Consider the following 16,174-nt stretch of genomic DNA (forward strand, 5'->3'; position numbering starts at 1 on the left):
ATAGTCTTCCTCTGTACACTGCTTGTCTCGGGTTTGCGGGTATCAATGCAGATCTCGAACTTCTGGTCCATGTGTCTGTTATGATGCTCTCCCACCAATCGTCCGATAGGTAAGGTACCTAAGGTAGATATCTCACCTATTCTTCCGTACCCTCTGTACTTGCCTCTGACCAATATCTGTCTCGGGTGCGTGGCTGACGCCGCGAGTCTCACACTTCCGTACCAATTCACGGGTTGTGAATCCCTCTCACCAACGAACAATAGCTAAGATACATCAGATAGCTATCCCACCTATCTTAGCTCTTTCAGAATGTGTGGCTGAACGATGCGTGCCTTGCGTGGTTGGCTCACCTCCTGTACCTGCGATTGATATCTTCTCTATTGGAGGTGACTTACCTGTTGAAGGTGAGTTACCTATCGTAGCTACCTTAGCTGAGATAGGTAGCTTCGATGGTTCACCTCGGGTTTCTGGCTCAGATGTCTTGCGTACCTTCTTGTATGATCCGCTGATACCCCTGACTACAACACGGTAACCGGGCAGATCGATGTCGTCCCGTCGATCCAACGGCCGGTGTGGAACACAAAATAGGCACAAACTTCGGAATAGGTGCCTATTTTGAACGAGGTGAGGTACCTCGCTCAGCTACCTGTCTCACACTGGCGTCGTCGCTCGGTGGCCGACGAAGGTGATCCCATGTCAGAACACGACACTCAACCTCGCGCCGTCGCGGTCGGCGTTCTCAAAGGTGGCTTCGCGAAGACGACGACCGCGATCAACCTCGCGCGCGAGTTGGCACATCGGAACGAGTCCGCGCTCGTCATCGATCTCGACGACAACGGTCACATGACGCAGAATCTCGGCTTTATCGAAGAGTACGAAGCCGAGACGAACCACGTTCACGAGGTCCTCCTCGAAGACGGGGACGTACGCGATGCGATCGTCTCTGTCGTCGACGGTCTGGACCTCCTTCCGGCACATCAGGACCTCGAGGACGTACAGACCCAACTGAAGAACGCGATGGGTGGTTCGACGCGGTTGAACACCCGTGTCGTCGAGCCGTTGCTCGGCGACGAGTACGACTACATCGTCGTCGACTGCCCCGCCAACCAGGGGAAACTCAACGAAAACGCCCTGTACGCGACGAACAACCTCATTATCCCCGTGCGTCCGGAGACGGGATACGACTCCGGCATCCACAACACGGTCAATCGGCTGGTGAAAGAAGCGCGCCAGTACTTCGAGTTGGACATCCTCGCGGTCGTTCCGTCGGGCTTATCGCAACGACTGGACCAGGACCGACGCGATCGCGCGCTTCTGGAGGAGATCAACTCGATGGGGATCGCCGATTCCGTCGTTCCGAACTTCTGTCGGATCTCCGACGAGGACTGGGCGGCGATCGACGGGGGGACGTACGACGGTCCGCTCCCCGGGATCCGCTATCGATCGGCGATCGACGACGCCAACGACGCGGGGCTCCCGTTGCGCGATTACGACGCCAGCTGCGATCAACTCTCCTGTTACGGCGAACTGGCCGCGATCGTCGAAACCGGCGGCGTGGTTCGCGAGCGTGAGGTGGTGGCCTGATGGCGTTCGACGATCTGGACCAGGCAGAACAAGCAGAGGACGAGAAATCCGAAACCCAGGATGCAGCGGAGGAACGAGACGCGTCTGAACCGGTCGACGCGTCGGTCACAGAGGCCGATCTGACCGCTGATCCGGGCTCACACTCCGAGAATCGCCGCCAGGACGAGACGGGAACCCGTGGATCATCTTCCAGTACAAGTGAGGACACTTCGCCACATTCCGAACCAGCGTTCGGGTTCGAGGAAGCGAAACAACGTCCGCTGTACGCCCGACAACGCGCGTGGGACGAGTTCGAGGACGCGCTGGCGATAGACGTTGAGCCCACCCTACGGCGCCACGACGTCCGCGATACGTCGAAGCGAGAACTCCACGACGCAGCGCTTCGTGTCCTCGCGGATCACGCCGAAGAGGTCGCGAATAAGGTGCTGGAAGCTCGAGGACTCGGTTCGAATCTCGACGAATGACACTCTCGATAAATCAATAATCGCTATATCAAGGAGTCCCCTCCTGGTAGTTGAGACCGGCGCTCTCAATGCATATGGATCGTAGGCCGGGAAAGAGCGACACGGAGTATTTTAGGCGAGTTTGACAGCTGTGCCGTAGGCGATCACTTCCGACGCGCCCTGGGTGACCTCCGACGTTTCCATGCGGACGTTCACGACGGCGTCCGCTCCCATATCAAGTGCGTCCGCTTCCATCCGCTCGATTGCTTGATCTCGGGCATCGGCAAGCAACGTCGAGTAGGCCTTGAGTTCGCCGCCAGCGAGATTCCGAATCCCCTGGGTGATATCGCGTCCCACATTCCGTGCCCGGACAGTGTTACCCCGGGAGATACCGAGCACCTCCATGATCTCGTGACCCGCGACAGTCTCAGTGGTGACGGTGGCGACGAGTGACTGCTCTACATCTGTCAAAACGGCTTCTGAGGACATATCCACCGCTATGAGGGGGGGTAGAGATGATAAACCAGTAGTGATCTAGGCGTACACGTAGCGCGGCTACAGTCTTGATCGGGGGGATAGGTCACTATGCGTACTACTGGCCACGCAACTATATCGCGTCGCTCGACGTGTCTCTGGTATGAATACACGAGTTCGCTCCGGTCACGAACTGATCGCCACCGACAACACGGGAGTCTCCGAGCCAACTGCTGGCGCGGTCGACGGTGGTATTCGGCCTGCCAGCGTGTCTCGGTTCGGGGACCTCTACGACGACGCCATCAGCGCACTCCTCGACGTTCCCGTTACCGACCGGTGGGTCGAGACCAGTGCAGGCCGAACGCACGTCCTGACTGCTGGGGATGCAACTGCACCGCCGGTAGTGGTGTTCCAGGGCGGCAACGTCACGAATCCGGTGACCCTCGCGTGGGTTCAGGAACTTTCCAGCGAGTACTACCTCATCGCGCCGGATACGCCCGGACAGCCCGGCTGGAGCGACCCGCACGAACCCGACGAGTACGGTCCGTGGGTCGTCGACGTGACCGATGGTCTCGGAACCGATCAGGCAGCCATGGTCGGGATCTCTCACGGTGGGGGAGTTCTCTAGGAGGCGGCAGTTCACGCCCCTGACCGAATCACTGCAACCGTACTGGTCGCTCCCGCAGGGTTCGGCACTCCCCTCTCTTCGGCTCTCGCTCGAATCGTCGTTCTGTCGCTGGCATATCGGGTGGTCCCACGACGAGGGCTGTTGACTCGTGCCCTGGCCCCTAGTTTAGTGATCCGATAGAAACCGTCGACGACGTCGTCATCGAGACTGTCGGGCAAACACTCCGGACGGGCGATCTTCAGGCTTCATTCGCCGGTCCGGACGACCCGGCAGACCTGGCCACGTTCAACACGCCGACCTTGGTCATCTTGAGAGAACGGGACCCGTTCTTCCCGGCGAGTCGAATTCGTCCGCGTGTCGAGCAGACGTTATCAGCACTCGTGGAATGTCTCACCCAGACTGGCGAACGGCACTACCTCTCGACCACTGGCCAGGAACGTGTAACCGACCATATCCGGGGGTTCCTGGCTGAACAGTTCGGCCCTGGCGAGGACTGAAGTTACCGCTCGAGATATCCGTCTTTTCGTTGTCGGACGGCACGGATGGTGCCAACCGAGTATATAAAACACGGACGAGTACGGTGCGAGAACACTTGCGCTGTTCAGACGTCTCTATTCCTATGACAACCTTCGTCGAGCGTCGCCCGCTGAGCTTCGCGGTCGGAACCCTCGGGTTCATCGTCGCCTTATTCATCGCCACGCGATACATACTGGGCGCCGTATTCCCGAGCCTCACGCTCGATGGCGTCTCCTTGATCAACAACTGGATCTTGGTCGCATTCGTCATCGGGCTCGTCGCGTGGCTCGGCTGGTGGGGCAAGATCCGTCTGACCGCACCGATCAATCGCCGTGCGCTAGTGTATCTCGTGCCGCTATTCGGGTTCGTGGCCCTCCCGTTCGCGTTTGGGATCGCCATTCCCGATGTTTCGCTCACTGAAGGGGCGACACTGTCCGGGTGGGCCGCGTTGCTCGTCATCGTCGTCGGGAGCGCACTGGGTGCTGGTCTCAGCGAAGAACTTCTTTACCGAGGAGTGTTACTCTGTGCGCTCGAATCGAGGGGACGATTGTTCGCCGCCCTCGTGACTGCGGCGCTATTCGCACTATCCCACATTTCGCAGGTGATCTTCGGTGCATCGGTCGGTGACTGGCTGATCGGGGTCCTCCTGATGATTCCGATGGCGATCGGGCTGGCAGCTGTTGCGTTCCGACTGGGGAGCCTCTGGCCGCTCGTCGTCTGGCACGTTGCTGCCGACATCACTCTTCCGCTGGTCCCCGCCACGATCGGTGCTGAGGCAACAACGATGTTCGTCCTCGCGTATCTCGGCCTGTCAGTCGTGGTCGGCCTGATGGGGCTATGGCTCCTCTGGCAGGATCGACGTGCCGCTCAAGCTGGTGGTGAAGCCGAGATCAGTCCTGATACTCTGGAACGGATATCTGGGTAGGACTGATATTTAGAGGTATACCACAAAACATCATGTCACGAACAATTCACACGTCCGAGGATCGCCGACAGCAGTCACTATTGAGTCAGACGCTCGGATCAGTCATCCACCCCCAGACATACCGAAATCTCCTCTATCTCCTGCTGGCGTTCCCCTTCGGAATACTATATTTTGTCCTGTTAACGACTGGATTGGCACTCGGAATCGGCCTCGTAATTACGCTACTCGGAATTCCACTCTTGATCGCTGTCGTAGTTGGGAGTCGCAGGCTGGCATCGTTTGAGCGCGGTCTTGCAAACGACCTCCTCGGGCTTACCATTCAACCGCCCGACGATGTGGATACTGGGGCCGAAGAAGATATCTGGCCACGAGCGAGGACTTGCTTGCTGGCGCGTTCAACGTGGATGGGGCTTTGCTATCTGTTTGTGAAGCTCCCAATCGGAATCGCATCGTTCGCGCTCGTCGTGACAGGGCTGACCCTCTCATTCGGGCTGCTTACGGCCCCACTCACCTATTCCCGTGTCGAACCAGGCCTTCAGCTCGGTGTCTGGACGATCGATACGTTCCCGGAAGCGATCGTAGCAGTTCCCATCGGCATCGTTACACTCGGGGCTACCGCCTACGTCTTCAACCAGGCCGCTCGATTATTCGGCAGAATCACGACGGTATTTCTTGGAGTGTCGTGAGCCCCCGGTGACGATCTCCGACGAGAGGGACTACCCATCGCGGCACCGAACCAGGCCCCCTCTTTCGCCACTGCAGGCACGCTCCCGAACAGTTATTCAGCTTGGCTGAGAAGTTTTTCTCCATGAGCTTCTTCGGAGAGTTTCGCGTTCCACCGAGCGCCCTTGCACTCTCCGAGACGTTCGCGGCCGAACCAGAGACGGTCGTCGATATCGACCAGGATGTCGCCTCGAACAAAGAACACCTGTGCCCGTACTTCGCCGTCTCAGGCGTGTCGAACACTACCTTCGAAACTGCCGCCCGCACGGACGACTCGGTCGATTCGCTCCAGAGTGTTCATGAAGCGAAGCAGGGAAGAATATACCGGGCACAGTGGCGGGACCGAGTCGAAACGCTCGTACACGAATACACGAGGGATGGGGCCTCAATTCTCAACGCGAGTGGCGATGTGAGCGGATGGCTTCTCCGGATGCGTTTCGATGCTCACACACAGATCAGTACATTCACCACAGCCCTTCGTGACCACGACTTCTCGTTCGAACTGGTACGTCTGCACGAGATGACCTATACCAAGGCAGGCAGTCGATTCGGGCTCACTACCAAGCAACAGGAGGCGCTGATTACGGCCTGGGAAATGGGCTTCTTTAATCTACCTCGGGACGTTTCGATGGCCGACGTGGCCGAGGAACTGGGGATTTCAGCTCAGTCGTTCTCCGACCGCCTGCGCCGGGCACAGCATACCCTGATCGCCGATGCGTTACGCGTGAGTCAGAGCAAAGAGTGACGACTTTCCGCTTGGCGAGGAGGAGAACTGAGTCACGACCGGTTAAACCTGTAATCCTGTATCACATCGACGGACGGGGCTCGTCGACTGGGCCACCCGCCTCTTTCCAAGCGTTGGCCCCTCCCTCAATGGTCGCAACTCGACCCAGTCCCATCTCTTTGGCACGTTGGGCGGCAAGTATCGACCGACTCCCGATGGCACAGACGAAGATGAACTCCGAGTCCTCTCCGAACGAATCGATGAAGAAGGGGTTTTCGGGGTCAATGTGAAATTCGAGCATCCCTCTCGGTGCATGGATTGCGCCCGGTATCTCACCATTTTCGATAATCTCAGTCGTGTCACGAACGTCGACGAACGTTACGTCATCGTCACCGAATCGATCGATAGCATCCGCTGTCGAGTACGTGTCAACCTCCTCGGCCGCTTCGCTAATCAACTGCTTGTAGCCCTTGGTGATTCGACTCGTCCCCTGTTCATTAGTCATAATCTATCGTGTTATACATCTCACAAGACGATAACCTCACCGGTACATCTGACCTCCGGTTCAACAACACGTTTGTGTTGGTTCCTGCCTTTGATGGCTCTACCACCGCGTCTAGTGATCTCTGGCCAGACAGATCCCGCTATTTGCTAAATACGTACTCTACACTTACCGCCCATGTCGGAACCATCGTTGAGGATTTCAACAGAGCTACCCACTCGATACATCGCTTGAGCCAAAACGGTGTGTCGCGGCGAAGGAGCGATCCGGATCAGATGCTCGTCTTGAGAGGGATATAAAACACGGATAGATACGGTGAGCGATGCCTTGCAGTCACCGATCCTATCTGTTGCGTATGAGTGAACCAGAGTATCGACGTGATACCCTCTCGGACGAAGTAGCCATCGAGCTCGTTGGACTGGGCAAGCAGTACGGCGACGTCACTGCCCTCGATAACGTCTCGCTCACAGTACGTAAGGGCGAAATATTCGGATTCCTCGGCCCCAACGGTGCCGGGAAGTCGACGACCATCGACATTCTCCTCGATTTCGTCCGCCCATCGGCAGGGACGGCGACCGTCTTGGGCTACGACGCACAGACCGATTCACTGGCTGTGCGCCAGACGGTCGGGGTGCTTCCGGACGGCTACCACCTCTACGATCGCCTGACAGCCCGACAGCATCTCGACTTCGCAATCGCGTCGAAAGGCAGTGACGACGATCCGATCGAACTGCTAGAGCGCGTCGGTATCGCCGACGCGGCCGATCGGAAGGCCGGCGGCTTCTCGAAGGGCATGAAACAGCGGCTCGTCCTCGCGATGGCGCTCACCGGCTCGCCAGAGTTACTGATCCTCGACGAACCATCGACAGGGCTCGACCCCAATGGAGCCCGCGAGATGCGTGACATCATCCGCGCCGAGCGCGACCGTGGGGCGACGGTGTTTTTCTCCTCGCACATCCTCGAACAGGTCGAGGCTGTCTGTGACCGCGTCGGGATCCTCCGAGACGGAAAACTCGTCGCCGTCGACACGATCGACGCGCTGCGAGACGCCCTCGGGACCAACGCTCGACTGATCCTCACTGTCGAGTCGGTGACCGACGACGTGGTCGACGCGGTCACTACCCTTCCGGACGTGACCGGTGTCCAGACCGACAGCGAGACTCGCCTGACGGTGACCTGTGCGCCGGCCACGAAGACGGCCGTGATGCACGCCGTCGAGGCGGCTGGCGGGACCGTCGTCGACTTCGATATCGAAGAGACCTCTCTCGAGGAGATGTTCGCGGCCTACACGACGGACGACGTCACGCCCGCGAGCAGCGACGACGATGATCCCGAACTCGCGACTTCCTCGACCGACGGCACGGAGGTGCGCACATGAGCTGGGCTGTCGTTGCCCGGAAGGATTTCCAGGACGCGCGGCTCTCGAAGGCCCTCTGGGCGATTACCGGCGTGTTCGTGCTCCTCTCGGCCGGGATGGCGGTCCTCTATGCGACGGTTCCGGCACTCAGTCAGGATATCGGCGAACTGAGCACCCTCGGCTACCTGACGCTCCTGCTGGCCGCGATGACGCTGTTCGTCTCCATCGCGGCGATCGTCATCGGGGCGGGAGCGATCGCCGGTGAACGCGACCGTGGCTCCAGCAAACTGCTACTGGGCTTTCCCCACAGCCGCGCGGACGTTATTCTCGGAAAGCTCGTCGGGCGCACCGCAGTGCTCGGGGTCGCCATCCTCGTCGGCCTTGCCGTCACGCTGGCGGTGATCGTTGCGCTGTTCCCGACGTTCTCGCCAGTCGACTACGCGGTCTTCGCCGTGGTTACGCTCCTGTTCGCCCTCGTGTACGTGGGCATCATGGTCGCCGTCTCCGCGACGACCGGGAGCGGTGGACGGGCAATGGCGTTCGGAGTCGGGGTGTTCGTCCTCCTCGAGTTCCTCGGCGACCTCCTCGCCCCGGCGGTCATGTTCGTCGTGAACGGGTTCTCTTTCGACGGCCTCACGACCGTCCCGGGGTGGTATGCCTTCCTCAACATCGTGACACCCTCGGCTGCCTACCAGAACGCCCTCGGATGGTTCCTCGGGGACGGCACTTCGGCAGCCCTGAGCCTCGGTGGAATGCTGAACGGTCCGGTCCCGTTCTACCTCACGGGATGGGCCAGCGTCGCCGTGCTCGTGGTCTGGCTCGTCGTTCCGCTGGTGCTCGGATACCGGATATTTGCCGCCGCAGACCTCTGATCAGATCGTCCTGCTTTCGCTATCGTATTCGCACTACCCGGATGGCATCCTGGTTCTGCGACTCACCGATTAGCGTAGATCAACCCTCAAGACGGCCAGTATAATGACAGAATTAGGTTGTTCCCCTCGATTATCAATCAGATTTGGTGAAAGCTTCCACCGGAGCAGGCTGGGTACTGAGATGTGTGTTTTTGAATCCGGATTCGAATTTCAGACCATATCCCACGAGACGATCAGCTCCGATGTGTCCTGCCCAAATCAGAGCGACAAGGAGAGCCATTCGGATGTCAGCCCAGAAGCCGAGGGCACCGAGGGCGAGCGGTAATGTGTACGTATGGACGATATTATAGCTCAGACTGCCTACTCGAGTACCAGCGAGATACCCGATCATCGATAGGTCGGGGGCCAGCGCAAGAATGAGAAGCAACCAAACTGATCCATCGAGGGTAAAATATCCAGCCAGCGCAATCCCCAAGACAGCCAGTCCTTCGACACGCAAGAAATTCCGTGGTTCCATACGGTATCCACTCAGACTTAACTCTTGAATCCAGGGTCGATTGCTGTATCTGCGCGTTGAATCATCGCATAGTTTCAAAAACACGAGTTGAATTCGATAGTTTGGTCGCAAGATGATGTACTCCCGAGATCACAGTTGAAGCGGCACTATTCTGCGGTCTGGTCACACCGTTGTGAGTCTTCAATCCCAATTGACGTATTTAACCCACGGACTGGTACGGCGTACCTCTTCAGTACCGGTGCCCACATAGATAGAAGCAAGCGAAACAGGAGCATCGTGCATCGTCGCTGCGTTCATCATGTCCACTACTATACACGCTCAGGCAGACGGAGAGTCCCCCGATACCGATAGCCCACGACAGGCGATTCTCGTCGCCCTCGGACTGCTATTTGCCGCAGCAATTCCCCCATTAGCCATCGTCGAGGGCTTCAAGCTCGTCCAGGCACAATTCGGGTACGGTGGGGACCTCGCGGTCACGTTCATCGGCGGGGGACTCCTTGCAACTGTAGCTGTCGGCCTGCTTGGCGTCGCGTACCACCGCGTCCGACCGGTTACCGTCCACATGCCACGATGGCTCCCGACGGTGCGCGAGAGCGGCTGGATCGTCGCGGGTATCGGTATCTTGGTTGTAACCACAATCCTGATTCAGGTCGGGATGCAAGTGTTCAACGCCGCACCGCCAACGAACTTCAGTGGCGCTGCGGCCGCTGAACGTCCGGTTCTCGTGTATGGACTGGCGATCGTTGGCACCCTGTTCATTATCGGGCCCATCGAGGAGTACTTCTATCGGGGCATCGTCCAGGGTCGCCTTCGCGAACAGATGGGGCCGGTGCCAGCCATCGCCATCGTTTCTGTCGGCTTCGCGCTGGGACACGTTCCGAGCTACTGGATTGGCGGATCTGATCTCCTCTCCCTGGGCGTTTTGTTCGCCCTCCTGAGCATCGGTGTCGCGTCGGTCATCTTCGGTGCGATCTACGAACGCACACAGAACCTCGTCGTGGTCATCGTGATCCACAGCTTGATCAACGCGATCGGCTTCAGCTTGGCCTTGGTCGCTGCTCTCGGAGCGTGACTTGGGAGATGCAGCTGAGTCCCAAGACGGTCGGTTCGTTTCGGACCTCTCCGAACGAGACGCCCTTGTGCGAGCTGGTGCGTTCGTCGGCTTGACACTCGCGCTCGCGCTGGCCATCTACCTTCCCGTCATCGCCTCGGCCCGTGGGTGGATCGGTGTGGCAGTACCGTCGGGAGTATCGGTACTCGCGATTTTCACGCCTGCAGTGGTCGCGATCGTGTTGCACGTCTACGATAACGGTATCGGCGGCCTTCGGACCGCGTTCCGGCCACTCACTGCGTGGCGGTTCGGTCTCCGTTGGTGGATCGTCGTACTCGGGCTTGCACCAGCCATGCTTGGTGTGAGCTACGCAGCGTATCTCTCCCTCGGAGGGGCGTTCGAGCCTGCACCAGCGCTGGCACAGCTGGACGGACCACTCGGTCTCGCTATTGTCCCGATTGCACTGCTGGTGACACTCGTGCTCGCGCTGGGCGAAGAACTCGGCTGGCGTGGCTATCTGCTTCCCCTCTTGCAGACGCGGTTCGGGGCGGCCGCCGCGAGCCTCGTCCTCGGGATCTGCTGGTTCGCCTGGCACATCCCGCTCCAGTTCGTCCCGGGAGACGCCAACAGCGGATTCCCACTCGCACTCTGGGGCCTGTCGATCGTCGCCACCGCGTTCGTCTTTACGTGGCTGTTCAACAACACCGGCGGAAGTGTGCTCGCAGTCACGGTCTTCCACGGGCTGTTCAACACGCTCGGCCCGTTCATCGCGCTGCATCCGAGCGTGACGGGGAATCCCCTCTCCGTGTACGTTCTCGTCGGAGTGAACCTCACATTCGCCATCGCGATTCTCGCGGTGTACGGCACGAAGTCCTTTACCCGTGCACAGAAAACGGGCATCGTCTCGACTGGAGGGCGGTGAACGACCGTGTCGACACTGAAGCGCTGCTCGCAAGCCATGAATCGCCGTCGCTTCCTCGGCGCCGTCGCTGGACCCACCGCTGCCGGCGCTCTCGTCGCACTGGCCGGTTGCGTCGGCTCCGAGGACGGAATCGGCGACCTAACAATTACTGTCACAAACGAGGAAGAAACCACACACACGGTCGCAGTGACCGTCACGAACCAAGCCGGTAGCGTCGTCGAATCGCTCGCCGGCGAGGACGTCGAACCGGGAATCGGGCGGTCGTTCACCAGTGCGGGGTATCCCGATGACACCTATAAGGTCGCGATCGAAGACGATCGGGGTGGGCTTCCTGCTTGGAAGCAGACCACGCGGTGGTCGAACCTGTTCGAGTGTCCTTCACTGGTGTTCGAACTCCGGTTGACCAGCCAGAACAGCAGCAGGAACGTCGTCACGTCGAAGCGGTGCGAGTCAACATGAATGTGCGTTGGATTCTGAGAGCGGGGGCGAAGCCACGAGGACTCGTCTGGAACGCCACTGAAGACCGTCCCCGGATGCCGCTACGAATCATCGCCGGACTCGCCCTCTGGTGGATCCTCGGAATCATGATGTCCGGCCTCCTGGGAACGGTCGTTACGGGCCGGTCACCGCTCTTCGAACTCCGAGGCACCCCCTTTGGCAGTATCGCCGTGAACGCGATCGACCTCGTGGTCGGCGCGATTGCCACCCCGGTGGCCGTCTACCTGACCGGTCGGTACGTCGATCGGCGGCGGTTCCGCGATTTCGGCCTCCGCGTAAATCGGGCGTGGTGGACCGACCTCACGTTCGGGTTCGTGCTGGGCGGCACGCTGATGACGGCCATCTTCGTGGTCCAGTTGGCACTCGGATGGATCACGATATGCGGCGTTTTCGTCGTCGGTGGCGTCCCGCAGTGGACGTTTCCGTACTGGTTCCTACTCTCGGTGGGCTCCTACCTCGTCGGATCGGTGATCGAGGAACTGCTCTACCGGTGGTTCCTGTTGACGAACTTCGCCGAGGGGTTCCAGGTCGGGCCAGTCGACGCCCGCGGGGCCCTCGTGACGAATGTCCTTTCTAATATAGTATAACTAACTGGTAACCAACTAGACGGCAAATACCCATGGCTTTGAATCCCGACAGGTGGTCCGTTCCGATGGATAATAATAGCCCTCCGGCCGTTTGCTGTGTTCAGTGCAGTGACGCCGTCTCGCCTCGCCACAACGATCGGTTGAACTGAAAAATCGCGAACTCGAACTGCGCCCCTCCCGAATACAATGCAACACTCTGTCCCCGATTCGCCGCGCGACTCAGTGGAACACCCCGGTGACCAGTTTCAGACAGTTACCCTCGCAGACGATAAACAACTCGCCTACGCTCAGTATGGTGATGCTGACGGGACACCCGTCCTCTTTTTCCACGGAACGCCCGGTTCACGTCTGCTTGGTTCACTCCTTGAACCGGCCGCACGTGAGCGAGGTATCCGAGTGATTGCTCCCGATCGGCCGGGATTCGGCCGCTCCGATCCGTGGTCGGACCGCTCGATACGCGACGCGGGATCGGTCGTTCGTGCAGTCCTTGACGACGTCAACGTAGAAACAGCCGGGATTATCGCTTTCTCGGGTGGTAGTCCACACGCGCTTGCAGCCGCCACCACACACGGAGACCGTGTTCGTGAGGTCGACATCGTCGCTGGTGCCACCCCATCGAGCGTCACCGAGGAACCACCTTTCATCCAACGACTCCTCTCGGGATTGGCGACGACGGCGCCCCTTGTCCTCCGTGGACTCTTTCGCGGTCAGACATGGCTCGCCAGGCGATCCGATCCATCGTTTGTCGTCGAACAGTATACGGCGTCGGGAAACACCGATGCCATCCCCGAAGACGCCGCCCGGCTTGTCAAGGCAGATTTCCTTGAGGCCTTTGCCCGTTGTCGCTCCGGCGCAGTAACCGAGTTCAAGGCTGCAGCGACAGACTGGGAAGTTCTACTGCAAGATATTGACACGAAAATCCGGTTCTGGCATGGCGACACTGACACCAATGTTCCAATCAAAAGTGTTCGACGGCTCCAATCACAACTCCCGACCGCGCAGCTTCGGGTGCTCGATGACGCTGACCACATAGAGACGCTCCTCCGGAGTGTCCCCGACGTATTGGAACACCACCGCTGACAACGCTGTATATGTAGGTATTTACCAATCCAAGTTAATGCGCTCCAATGGCCGATGAGCCGACTTCCTCCTCTACACAGGCAGAACATGGCCAAAGCGTAACCGAAGAACTCAATCCCGAAATCGGTCTGCTCGGTGCGCTTGCCATCGGCGTCGGGACGATGATCGCGGCGGGAATTTTCGTTCTCTCCGGGCTGGCTGTGAGCAACGTCGGCGCGGTCGCCATCGGTTCGTTCCTGCTCGCGGCGGTCGTCGCGGGCTTCACGGCCGCCTCCTACGCGGAATTCTCCTCGATCTACCAGGAGAGCGGTGGCGGCTACATGTACGTCGCCAATACATTCGACACTGACATAACGTACATCATGGGGTGGACGATGATTCTCGGCTACCCCGCCAGTGCGGCGTTCTACCTCGCTAGCTTCTCCGAGTGGTTCCACCGCTTCATGTATCCCGTCCTCTCTATTCCGGAAGCCCTGCCGTTCTGGATTCCTGGGCTCGTCATTCTCGGGCTCCTCGTTGTCCTCAACCTGAAGGGGACCGAGGAGTCGAACCAGTTCCAGATCACCGTGACCGGGCTGAAGATCGCCCTGCTCGCACTCTTTCTGTACGGCGGCCTCCAGACGCTCGACGCCGGCGTCATCACGACGTCGGTCGCCGAGAACATCGACGACGTCGCCCAGATCGGGTTGACTAGCGCGCTCGTGTTTATCACCTTCTTCGGCTTCTCAGCGATCACGACCAACGCAGAAGAGATCAAAGAGCCCGGCTCGACGATTCCCCGGGCGATCTATCTCAGCATGGGGATCGTGACGGTGATCTACACCCTGGTCGTGCTCGTCATCGTTCTCGCCATCAACGATTCGGCCTTCCTCAGCTTCCTTACGGACAACGTCCAACTCGACGGAGTACCACCCGCGGAGTACGTTGCCGATAACGGCGAGGTCTCGATGGGCTATGCCGCCCAATACTACCTCGGGCCGCTCGGCTTCTACGTCATCGTTGTGGGAGCGCTCGTCTCGATGCTCTCAGCGGCGAACGCGACCATCATGGCGGGGTCACGGGTCAAACTCGCTATGGCGCGCCGAAACCACCTCCCTCGGGGGTTCGAAGACGTCCATCCCGAGTTCAACACACCGTACAAGGCCGTCCTGCTCACGGGTGGCGTTATCTGCACGTACATCGTCGTCTTTGCGGTGATCTTCGGTGAAGCGGCCGGTAGCGAGCCGCTGTTCGGATTACATCTCGGCATCGAGGGGCTCGCCCAGTTCGCTAACTTCCTGCTCCTCTCCGGGCTGAGTCTCGTGAACGTCGCGCTGATCCAATCCAGACGGAAGTTCCCCGACATCGACCGTGGCTTCCGGGTTCCGTTGGTCCCAGTTGTCCCGGCGATTGCAGTGCTCGCAAACCTAGGCTTGCTTTTCAATGTTGGAGTCACAGCGTTGCTGATCGGCCTCGGTGTGGAAGCACTCGGTGTCGCTGTCTGGTTCGCCTGGAAGCGCCGGACGCCGCCGGTCGAGGAACTCGAAGAAGAGACGCCGACTGCGGTCGCGGAGTACCGGTCGTCGGGTGAGGGGTATCAGGTCGTCGTCCCGATAGCGAACCCGCGCAACGTCAAGCAGCTGATGCGGACGGCGATGACGCTCGCCGAAGACAACGATGGCGAGATACTGGTCATGAGCGTCGTAACAGTCCCCGACCAGACACCGCTCTCACGAGGCCGTGAACAGACCGACGAGAAACGAGAGGTGCTGGATCGGGCGATGTCGATTGCTGAGGAACGTGATGTGCCTGTGAGCGGGACAATCCGGATTGGACACAACGCTGCCGACGCAATCCTGAATACGATCACCCAGAACGACAGCGACGCGGTCATCGTCGGTTGGAAAGGACGCCGATCGAAGCGACGCGACGTCGTCCTCGGAACGAACGTCGATCGGGTCGTTCAGGAGGCCGACTGTGACGTGTTCGTGGAGAAGTTCGGGATGGACGCGGATGGAGTGGTCGACTCGATCTTCGTCCCGATTGCCGGGGGGCCACACGCAGAACTCGCGGTCGAGACGGCAGGCGCGATCGCCAGGTATACTGGAGCGACCGTTCATGCCGTGTACGTCATCGACCCTGCTGCATCAGGGACACCTCGCCAGCAAGGGGAATCGATGCTTGCCGACCGGACAACGTCACTGGAAGACGTTACGGTCGAAAAGACGCTTCTTGAGAGTGATGATGTCGTTTCCGCGCTCGTCGAGGAAAGCGGTGATCACGACCTTACGATAATCGGCTCGACGAGGGAAGGCGTGATACAACAGTTCGTGTTCGGGACGATTCCCGAAACCGTCGCGGAGCGTGCGCCGACGACCGTCATCATGACCAAACGGTGGCTTGACGTCGGAACGCGGCTCCAGCAATCGGTAGACAAGCTCCGAGAGCGGGTGACTGGTTCACCGAACGCGATCGAGCGAGAAGACAGAAACGGAAATTCGCCTGAGTGAACTACCCTACCCTACTCGCTCACGGCTGACGCCGTTCGCTCCTTGAGGGTAGGGCTTCCTGCTTCCACGACGCGCTTTGCAGACACGCAGGTATCCACAGGGAGCGCAGTCTCCACAGGCGTTGATTGGCATTCGTAGTTGTTTATTCTGCGTATTCTAATGAGCAATGGGCACCTGCTACGTCCCAGAGGTTCCTACGAGTATGAACTGAAAAAGAGATCTGCGGATATCACTGCACTGAGAAAAGTCCGCTGGGGAGCAGTCGTACGTCAGTTGCGAACG

General features: G+C 59.4%; 17 protein-coding genes. 14 read left to right on the top strand and 3 right to left on the bottom strand.

The features are described from left to right. Positions 1-693 precede the first annotated feature (693 nt). The gene (locus tag K6T50_RS16590; protein ID WP_222609358.1) at positions 694-1,584 is read left to right on the top strand and encodes a ParA family protein; all 891 of its coding nucleotides are present in this window, start codon (positions 694-696) and stop codon (positions 1,582-1,584) included. Next, the gene (locus K6T50_RS16595; RefSeq protein WP_222609359.1) at positions 1,584-2,048 is read left to right on the top strand and encodes a DUF7970 domain-containing protein; all 465 of its coding nucleotides are present in this window, start codon (positions 1,584-1,586) and stop codon (positions 2,046-2,048) included. Before K6T50_RS16590 ends, K6T50_RS16595 begins: the two co-directional genes overlap by 1 nt. Positions 2,049-2,159: 111 nt before the next feature. On the opposite strand, the gene K6T50_RS16600 is transcribed toward K6T50_RS16595, so the two are convergent. Continuing rightward, entirely contained in the window at positions 2,160-2,516 is a 357-nt protein-coding gene (locus tag K6T50_RS16600; RefSeq protein WP_222609360.1) for a YbjQ family protein, read from the bottom strand. Positions 2,517-2,664: 148 nt separating this feature from the next. On the opposite strand from K6T50_RS16600, the gene K6T50_RS16605 reads away from it, so the two are divergent. The 4 genes from K6T50_RS16605 to K6T50_RS16620 all read left to right on the top strand — a co-directional run bounded on the left by K6T50_RS16605 (position 2,665) and on the right by K6T50_RS16620 (position 6,038). After that, positions 2,665-3,129: an alpha/beta fold hydrolase gene (locus K6T50_RS16605; RefSeq protein ID WP_222609361.1), complete on the top strand. Its 465-nt coding sequence runs from the start codon at positions 2,665-2,667 to the stop codon at positions 3,127-3,129. A 619-nt stretch (positions 3,130-3,748) separates the two neighbouring features. Further along, positions 3,749-4,570 carry a CPBP family intramembrane glutamic endopeptidase gene (locus K6T50_RS16610; protein ID WP_222609362.1) on the top strand — a complete coding sequence of 274 codons (822 nt, stop codon included), beginning with the start codon at positions 3,749-3,751 and terminating at the stop codon, positions 4,568-4,570. Positions 4,571-4,602: 32 nt separating this feature from the next. Next, complete coding sequence (locus K6T50_RS16615; protein ID WP_222609363.1) at positions 4,603-5,256, top strand: sensor domain-containing protein; 654 nt, start codon at positions 4,603-4,605, stop codon at positions 5,254-5,256. A 122-nt stretch (positions 5,257-5,378) separates the two neighbouring features. After that, a complete protein-coding gene (locus tag K6T50_RS16620; RefSeq protein WP_222609364.1) occupies positions 5,379-6,038 on the top strand; it encodes a helix-turn-helix domain-containing protein in 660 nt (219 codons plus the stop codon). A gap of 61 nt (positions 6,039-6,099) precedes the next feature. Here the strand turns inward: K6T50_RS16620 and K6T50_RS16625 are convergent, their stop codons facing one another. Then, positions 6,100-6,522 carry a rhodanese-like domain-containing protein gene (locus tag K6T50_RS16625; protein WP_222609365.1) on the bottom strand — a complete coding sequence of 141 codons (423 nt, stop codon included), beginning with the start codon at positions 6,520-6,522 and terminating at the stop codon, positions 6,100-6,102. 352 nt (positions 6,523-6,874) lie between these two features. Between K6T50_RS16625 and K6T50_RS16630 the strand changes: the two genes are divergently transcribed. Together K6T50_RS16630 and K6T50_RS16635 are read left to right on the top strand one after the other, a co-directional pair. After that, positions 6,875-7,897 carry an ABC transporter ATP-binding protein gene (locus K6T50_RS16630; RefSeq protein WP_222609366.1) on the top strand — a complete coding sequence of 341 codons (1,023 nt, stop codon included), beginning with the start codon at positions 6,875-6,877 and terminating at the stop codon, positions 7,895-7,897. Beyond that, complete coding sequence (locus tag K6T50_RS16635; protein ID WP_222609367.1) at positions 7,894-8,748, top strand: ABC transporter permease subunit; 855 nt, start codon at positions 7,894-7,896, stop codon at positions 8,746-8,748. Before K6T50_RS16630 ends, K6T50_RS16635 begins: the two co-directional genes overlap by 4 nt. 133 nt (positions 8,749-8,881) lie before the next feature. Here the strand turns inward: K6T50_RS16635 and K6T50_RS16640 are convergent, their stop codons facing one another. Beyond that, positions 8,882-9,265: a DUF4260 domain-containing protein gene (locus K6T50_RS16640; RefSeq protein ID WP_222609368.1), complete on the bottom strand. Its 384-nt coding sequence runs from the start codon at positions 9,263-9,265 to the stop codon at positions 8,882-8,884. 298 nt (positions 9,266-9,563) lie between these two features. On the opposite strand from K6T50_RS16640, the gene K6T50_RS16645 reads away from it, so the two are divergent. The 6 genes from K6T50_RS16645 (at position 9,564) to K6T50_RS16670 (ending at position 15,892) form a co-directional block, all read left to right on the top strand. Beyond that, positions 9,564-10,337: a CPBP family intramembrane glutamic endopeptidase gene (locus K6T50_RS16645; RefSeq protein WP_222609369.1), complete on the top strand. Its 774-nt coding sequence runs from the start codon at positions 9,564-9,566 to the stop codon at positions 10,335-10,337. Between the two features lie 91 nt (positions 10,338-10,428). Next, positions 10,429-11,238 (top strand): CPBP family intramembrane glutamic endopeptidase, encoded by an 810-nt coding sequence (locus K6T50_RS16650; RefSeq protein WP_222609370.1) that lies wholly within the window; start codon positions 10,429-10,431, stop codon positions 11,236-11,238. A gap of 36 nt (positions 11,239-11,274) precedes the next feature. Beyond that, entirely contained in the window at positions 11,275-11,697 is a 423-nt protein-coding gene (locus K6T50_RS16655) for a hypothetical protein (protein WP_222609371.1), read from the top strand. A gap of 74 nt (positions 11,698-11,771) precedes the next feature. After that, the gene (locus tag K6T50_RS16660) at positions 11,772-12,323 is read left to right on the top strand and encodes a hypothetical protein (protein WP_222609372.1); all 552 of its coding nucleotides are present in this window, start codon (positions 11,772-11,774) and stop codon (positions 12,321-12,323) included. 222 nt (positions 12,324-12,545) lie between these two features. Next, positions 12,546-13,403, top strand: coding sequence for an alpha/beta fold hydrolase (locus K6T50_RS16665; RefSeq protein ID WP_225935476.1), 858 nt, complete (start codon positions 12,546-12,548; stop codon positions 13,401-13,403). A 47-nt stretch (positions 13,404-13,450) separates the two neighbouring features. Further along, positions 13,451-15,892: an amino acid permease gene (locus K6T50_RS16670; protein WP_222609374.1), complete on the top strand. Its 2,442-nt coding sequence runs from the start codon at positions 13,451-13,453 to the stop codon at positions 15,890-15,892. The last annotated feature ends 282 nt before the right edge of the window (positions 15,893-16,174 follow it).

The organism is Halobaculum magnesiiphilum (assembly GCF_019823105.1).
Taxonomy (GTDB): Archaea; Halobacteriota; Halobacteria; order Halobacteriales; family Haloferacaceae; genus Halobaculum; species Halobaculum magnesiiphilum.

Excerpts from the sequence above, each read along its gene's own strand:
- K6T50_RS16590 (WP_222609358.1), top strand. The coding sequence starts at position 694 with ATGTCAGAACACGACACTCAACCTCGCGCCGTCGCGGTCGGCGTTCTC.
- K6T50_RS16595 (WP_222609359.1), top strand. The coding sequence starts at position 1,584 with ATGGCGTTCGACGATCTGGACCAGGCAGAACAAGCAGAGGACGAGAAA.
- K6T50_RS16600 (WP_222609360.1), bottom strand. The coding sequence starts at position 2,516 with ATGTCCTCAGAAGCCGTTTTGACAGATGTAGAGCAGTCACTCGTCGCC.
- K6T50_RS16605 (WP_222609361.1), top strand. The coding sequence starts at position 2,665 with ATGAATACACGAGTTCGCTCCGGTCACGAACTGATCGCCACCGACAAC.
- K6T50_RS16610 (WP_222609362.1), top strand. The coding sequence starts at position 3,749 with ATGACAACCTTCGTCGAGCGTCGCCCGCTGAGCTTCGCGGTCGGAACC.
- K6T50_RS16615 (WP_222609363.1), top strand. The coding sequence starts at position 4,603 with ATGTCACGAACAATTCACACGTCCGAGGATCGCCGACAGCAGTCACTA.
- K6T50_RS16620 (WP_222609364.1), top strand. The coding sequence starts at position 5,379 with ATGAGCTTCTTCGGAGAGTTTCGCGTTCCACCGAGCGCCCTTGCACTC.
- K6T50_RS16625 (WP_222609365.1), bottom strand. The coding sequence starts at position 6,522 with ATGACTAATGAACAGGGGACGAGTCGAATCACCAAGGGCTACAAGCAG.
- K6T50_RS16630 (WP_222609366.1), top strand. The coding sequence starts at position 6,875 with ATGAGTGAACCAGAGTATCGACGTGATACCCTCTCGGACGAAGTAGCC.
- K6T50_RS16635 (WP_222609367.1), top strand. The coding sequence starts at position 7,894 with ATGAGCTGGGCTGTCGTTGCCCGGAAGGATTTCCAGGACGCGCGGCTC.
- K6T50_RS16640 (WP_222609368.1), bottom strand. The coding sequence starts at position 9,265 with ATGGAACCACGGAATTTCTTGCGTGTCGAAGGACTGGCTGTCTTGGGG.
- K6T50_RS16645 (WP_222609369.1), top strand. The coding sequence starts at position 9,564 with ATGTCCACTACTATACACGCTCAGGCAGACGGAGAGTCCCCCGATACC.
- K6T50_RS16655 (WP_222609371.1), top strand. The coding sequence starts at position 11,275 with ATGAATCGCCGTCGCTTCCTCGGCGCCGTCGCTGGACCCACCGCTGCC.
- K6T50_RS16660 (WP_222609372.1), top strand. The coding sequence starts at position 11,772 with ATGCCGCTACGAATCATCGCCGGACTCGCCCTCTGGTGGATCCTCGGA.
- K6T50_RS16670 (WP_222609374.1), top strand. The coding sequence starts at position 13,451 with ATGGCCGATGAGCCGACTTCCTCCTCTACACAGGCAGAACATGGCCAA.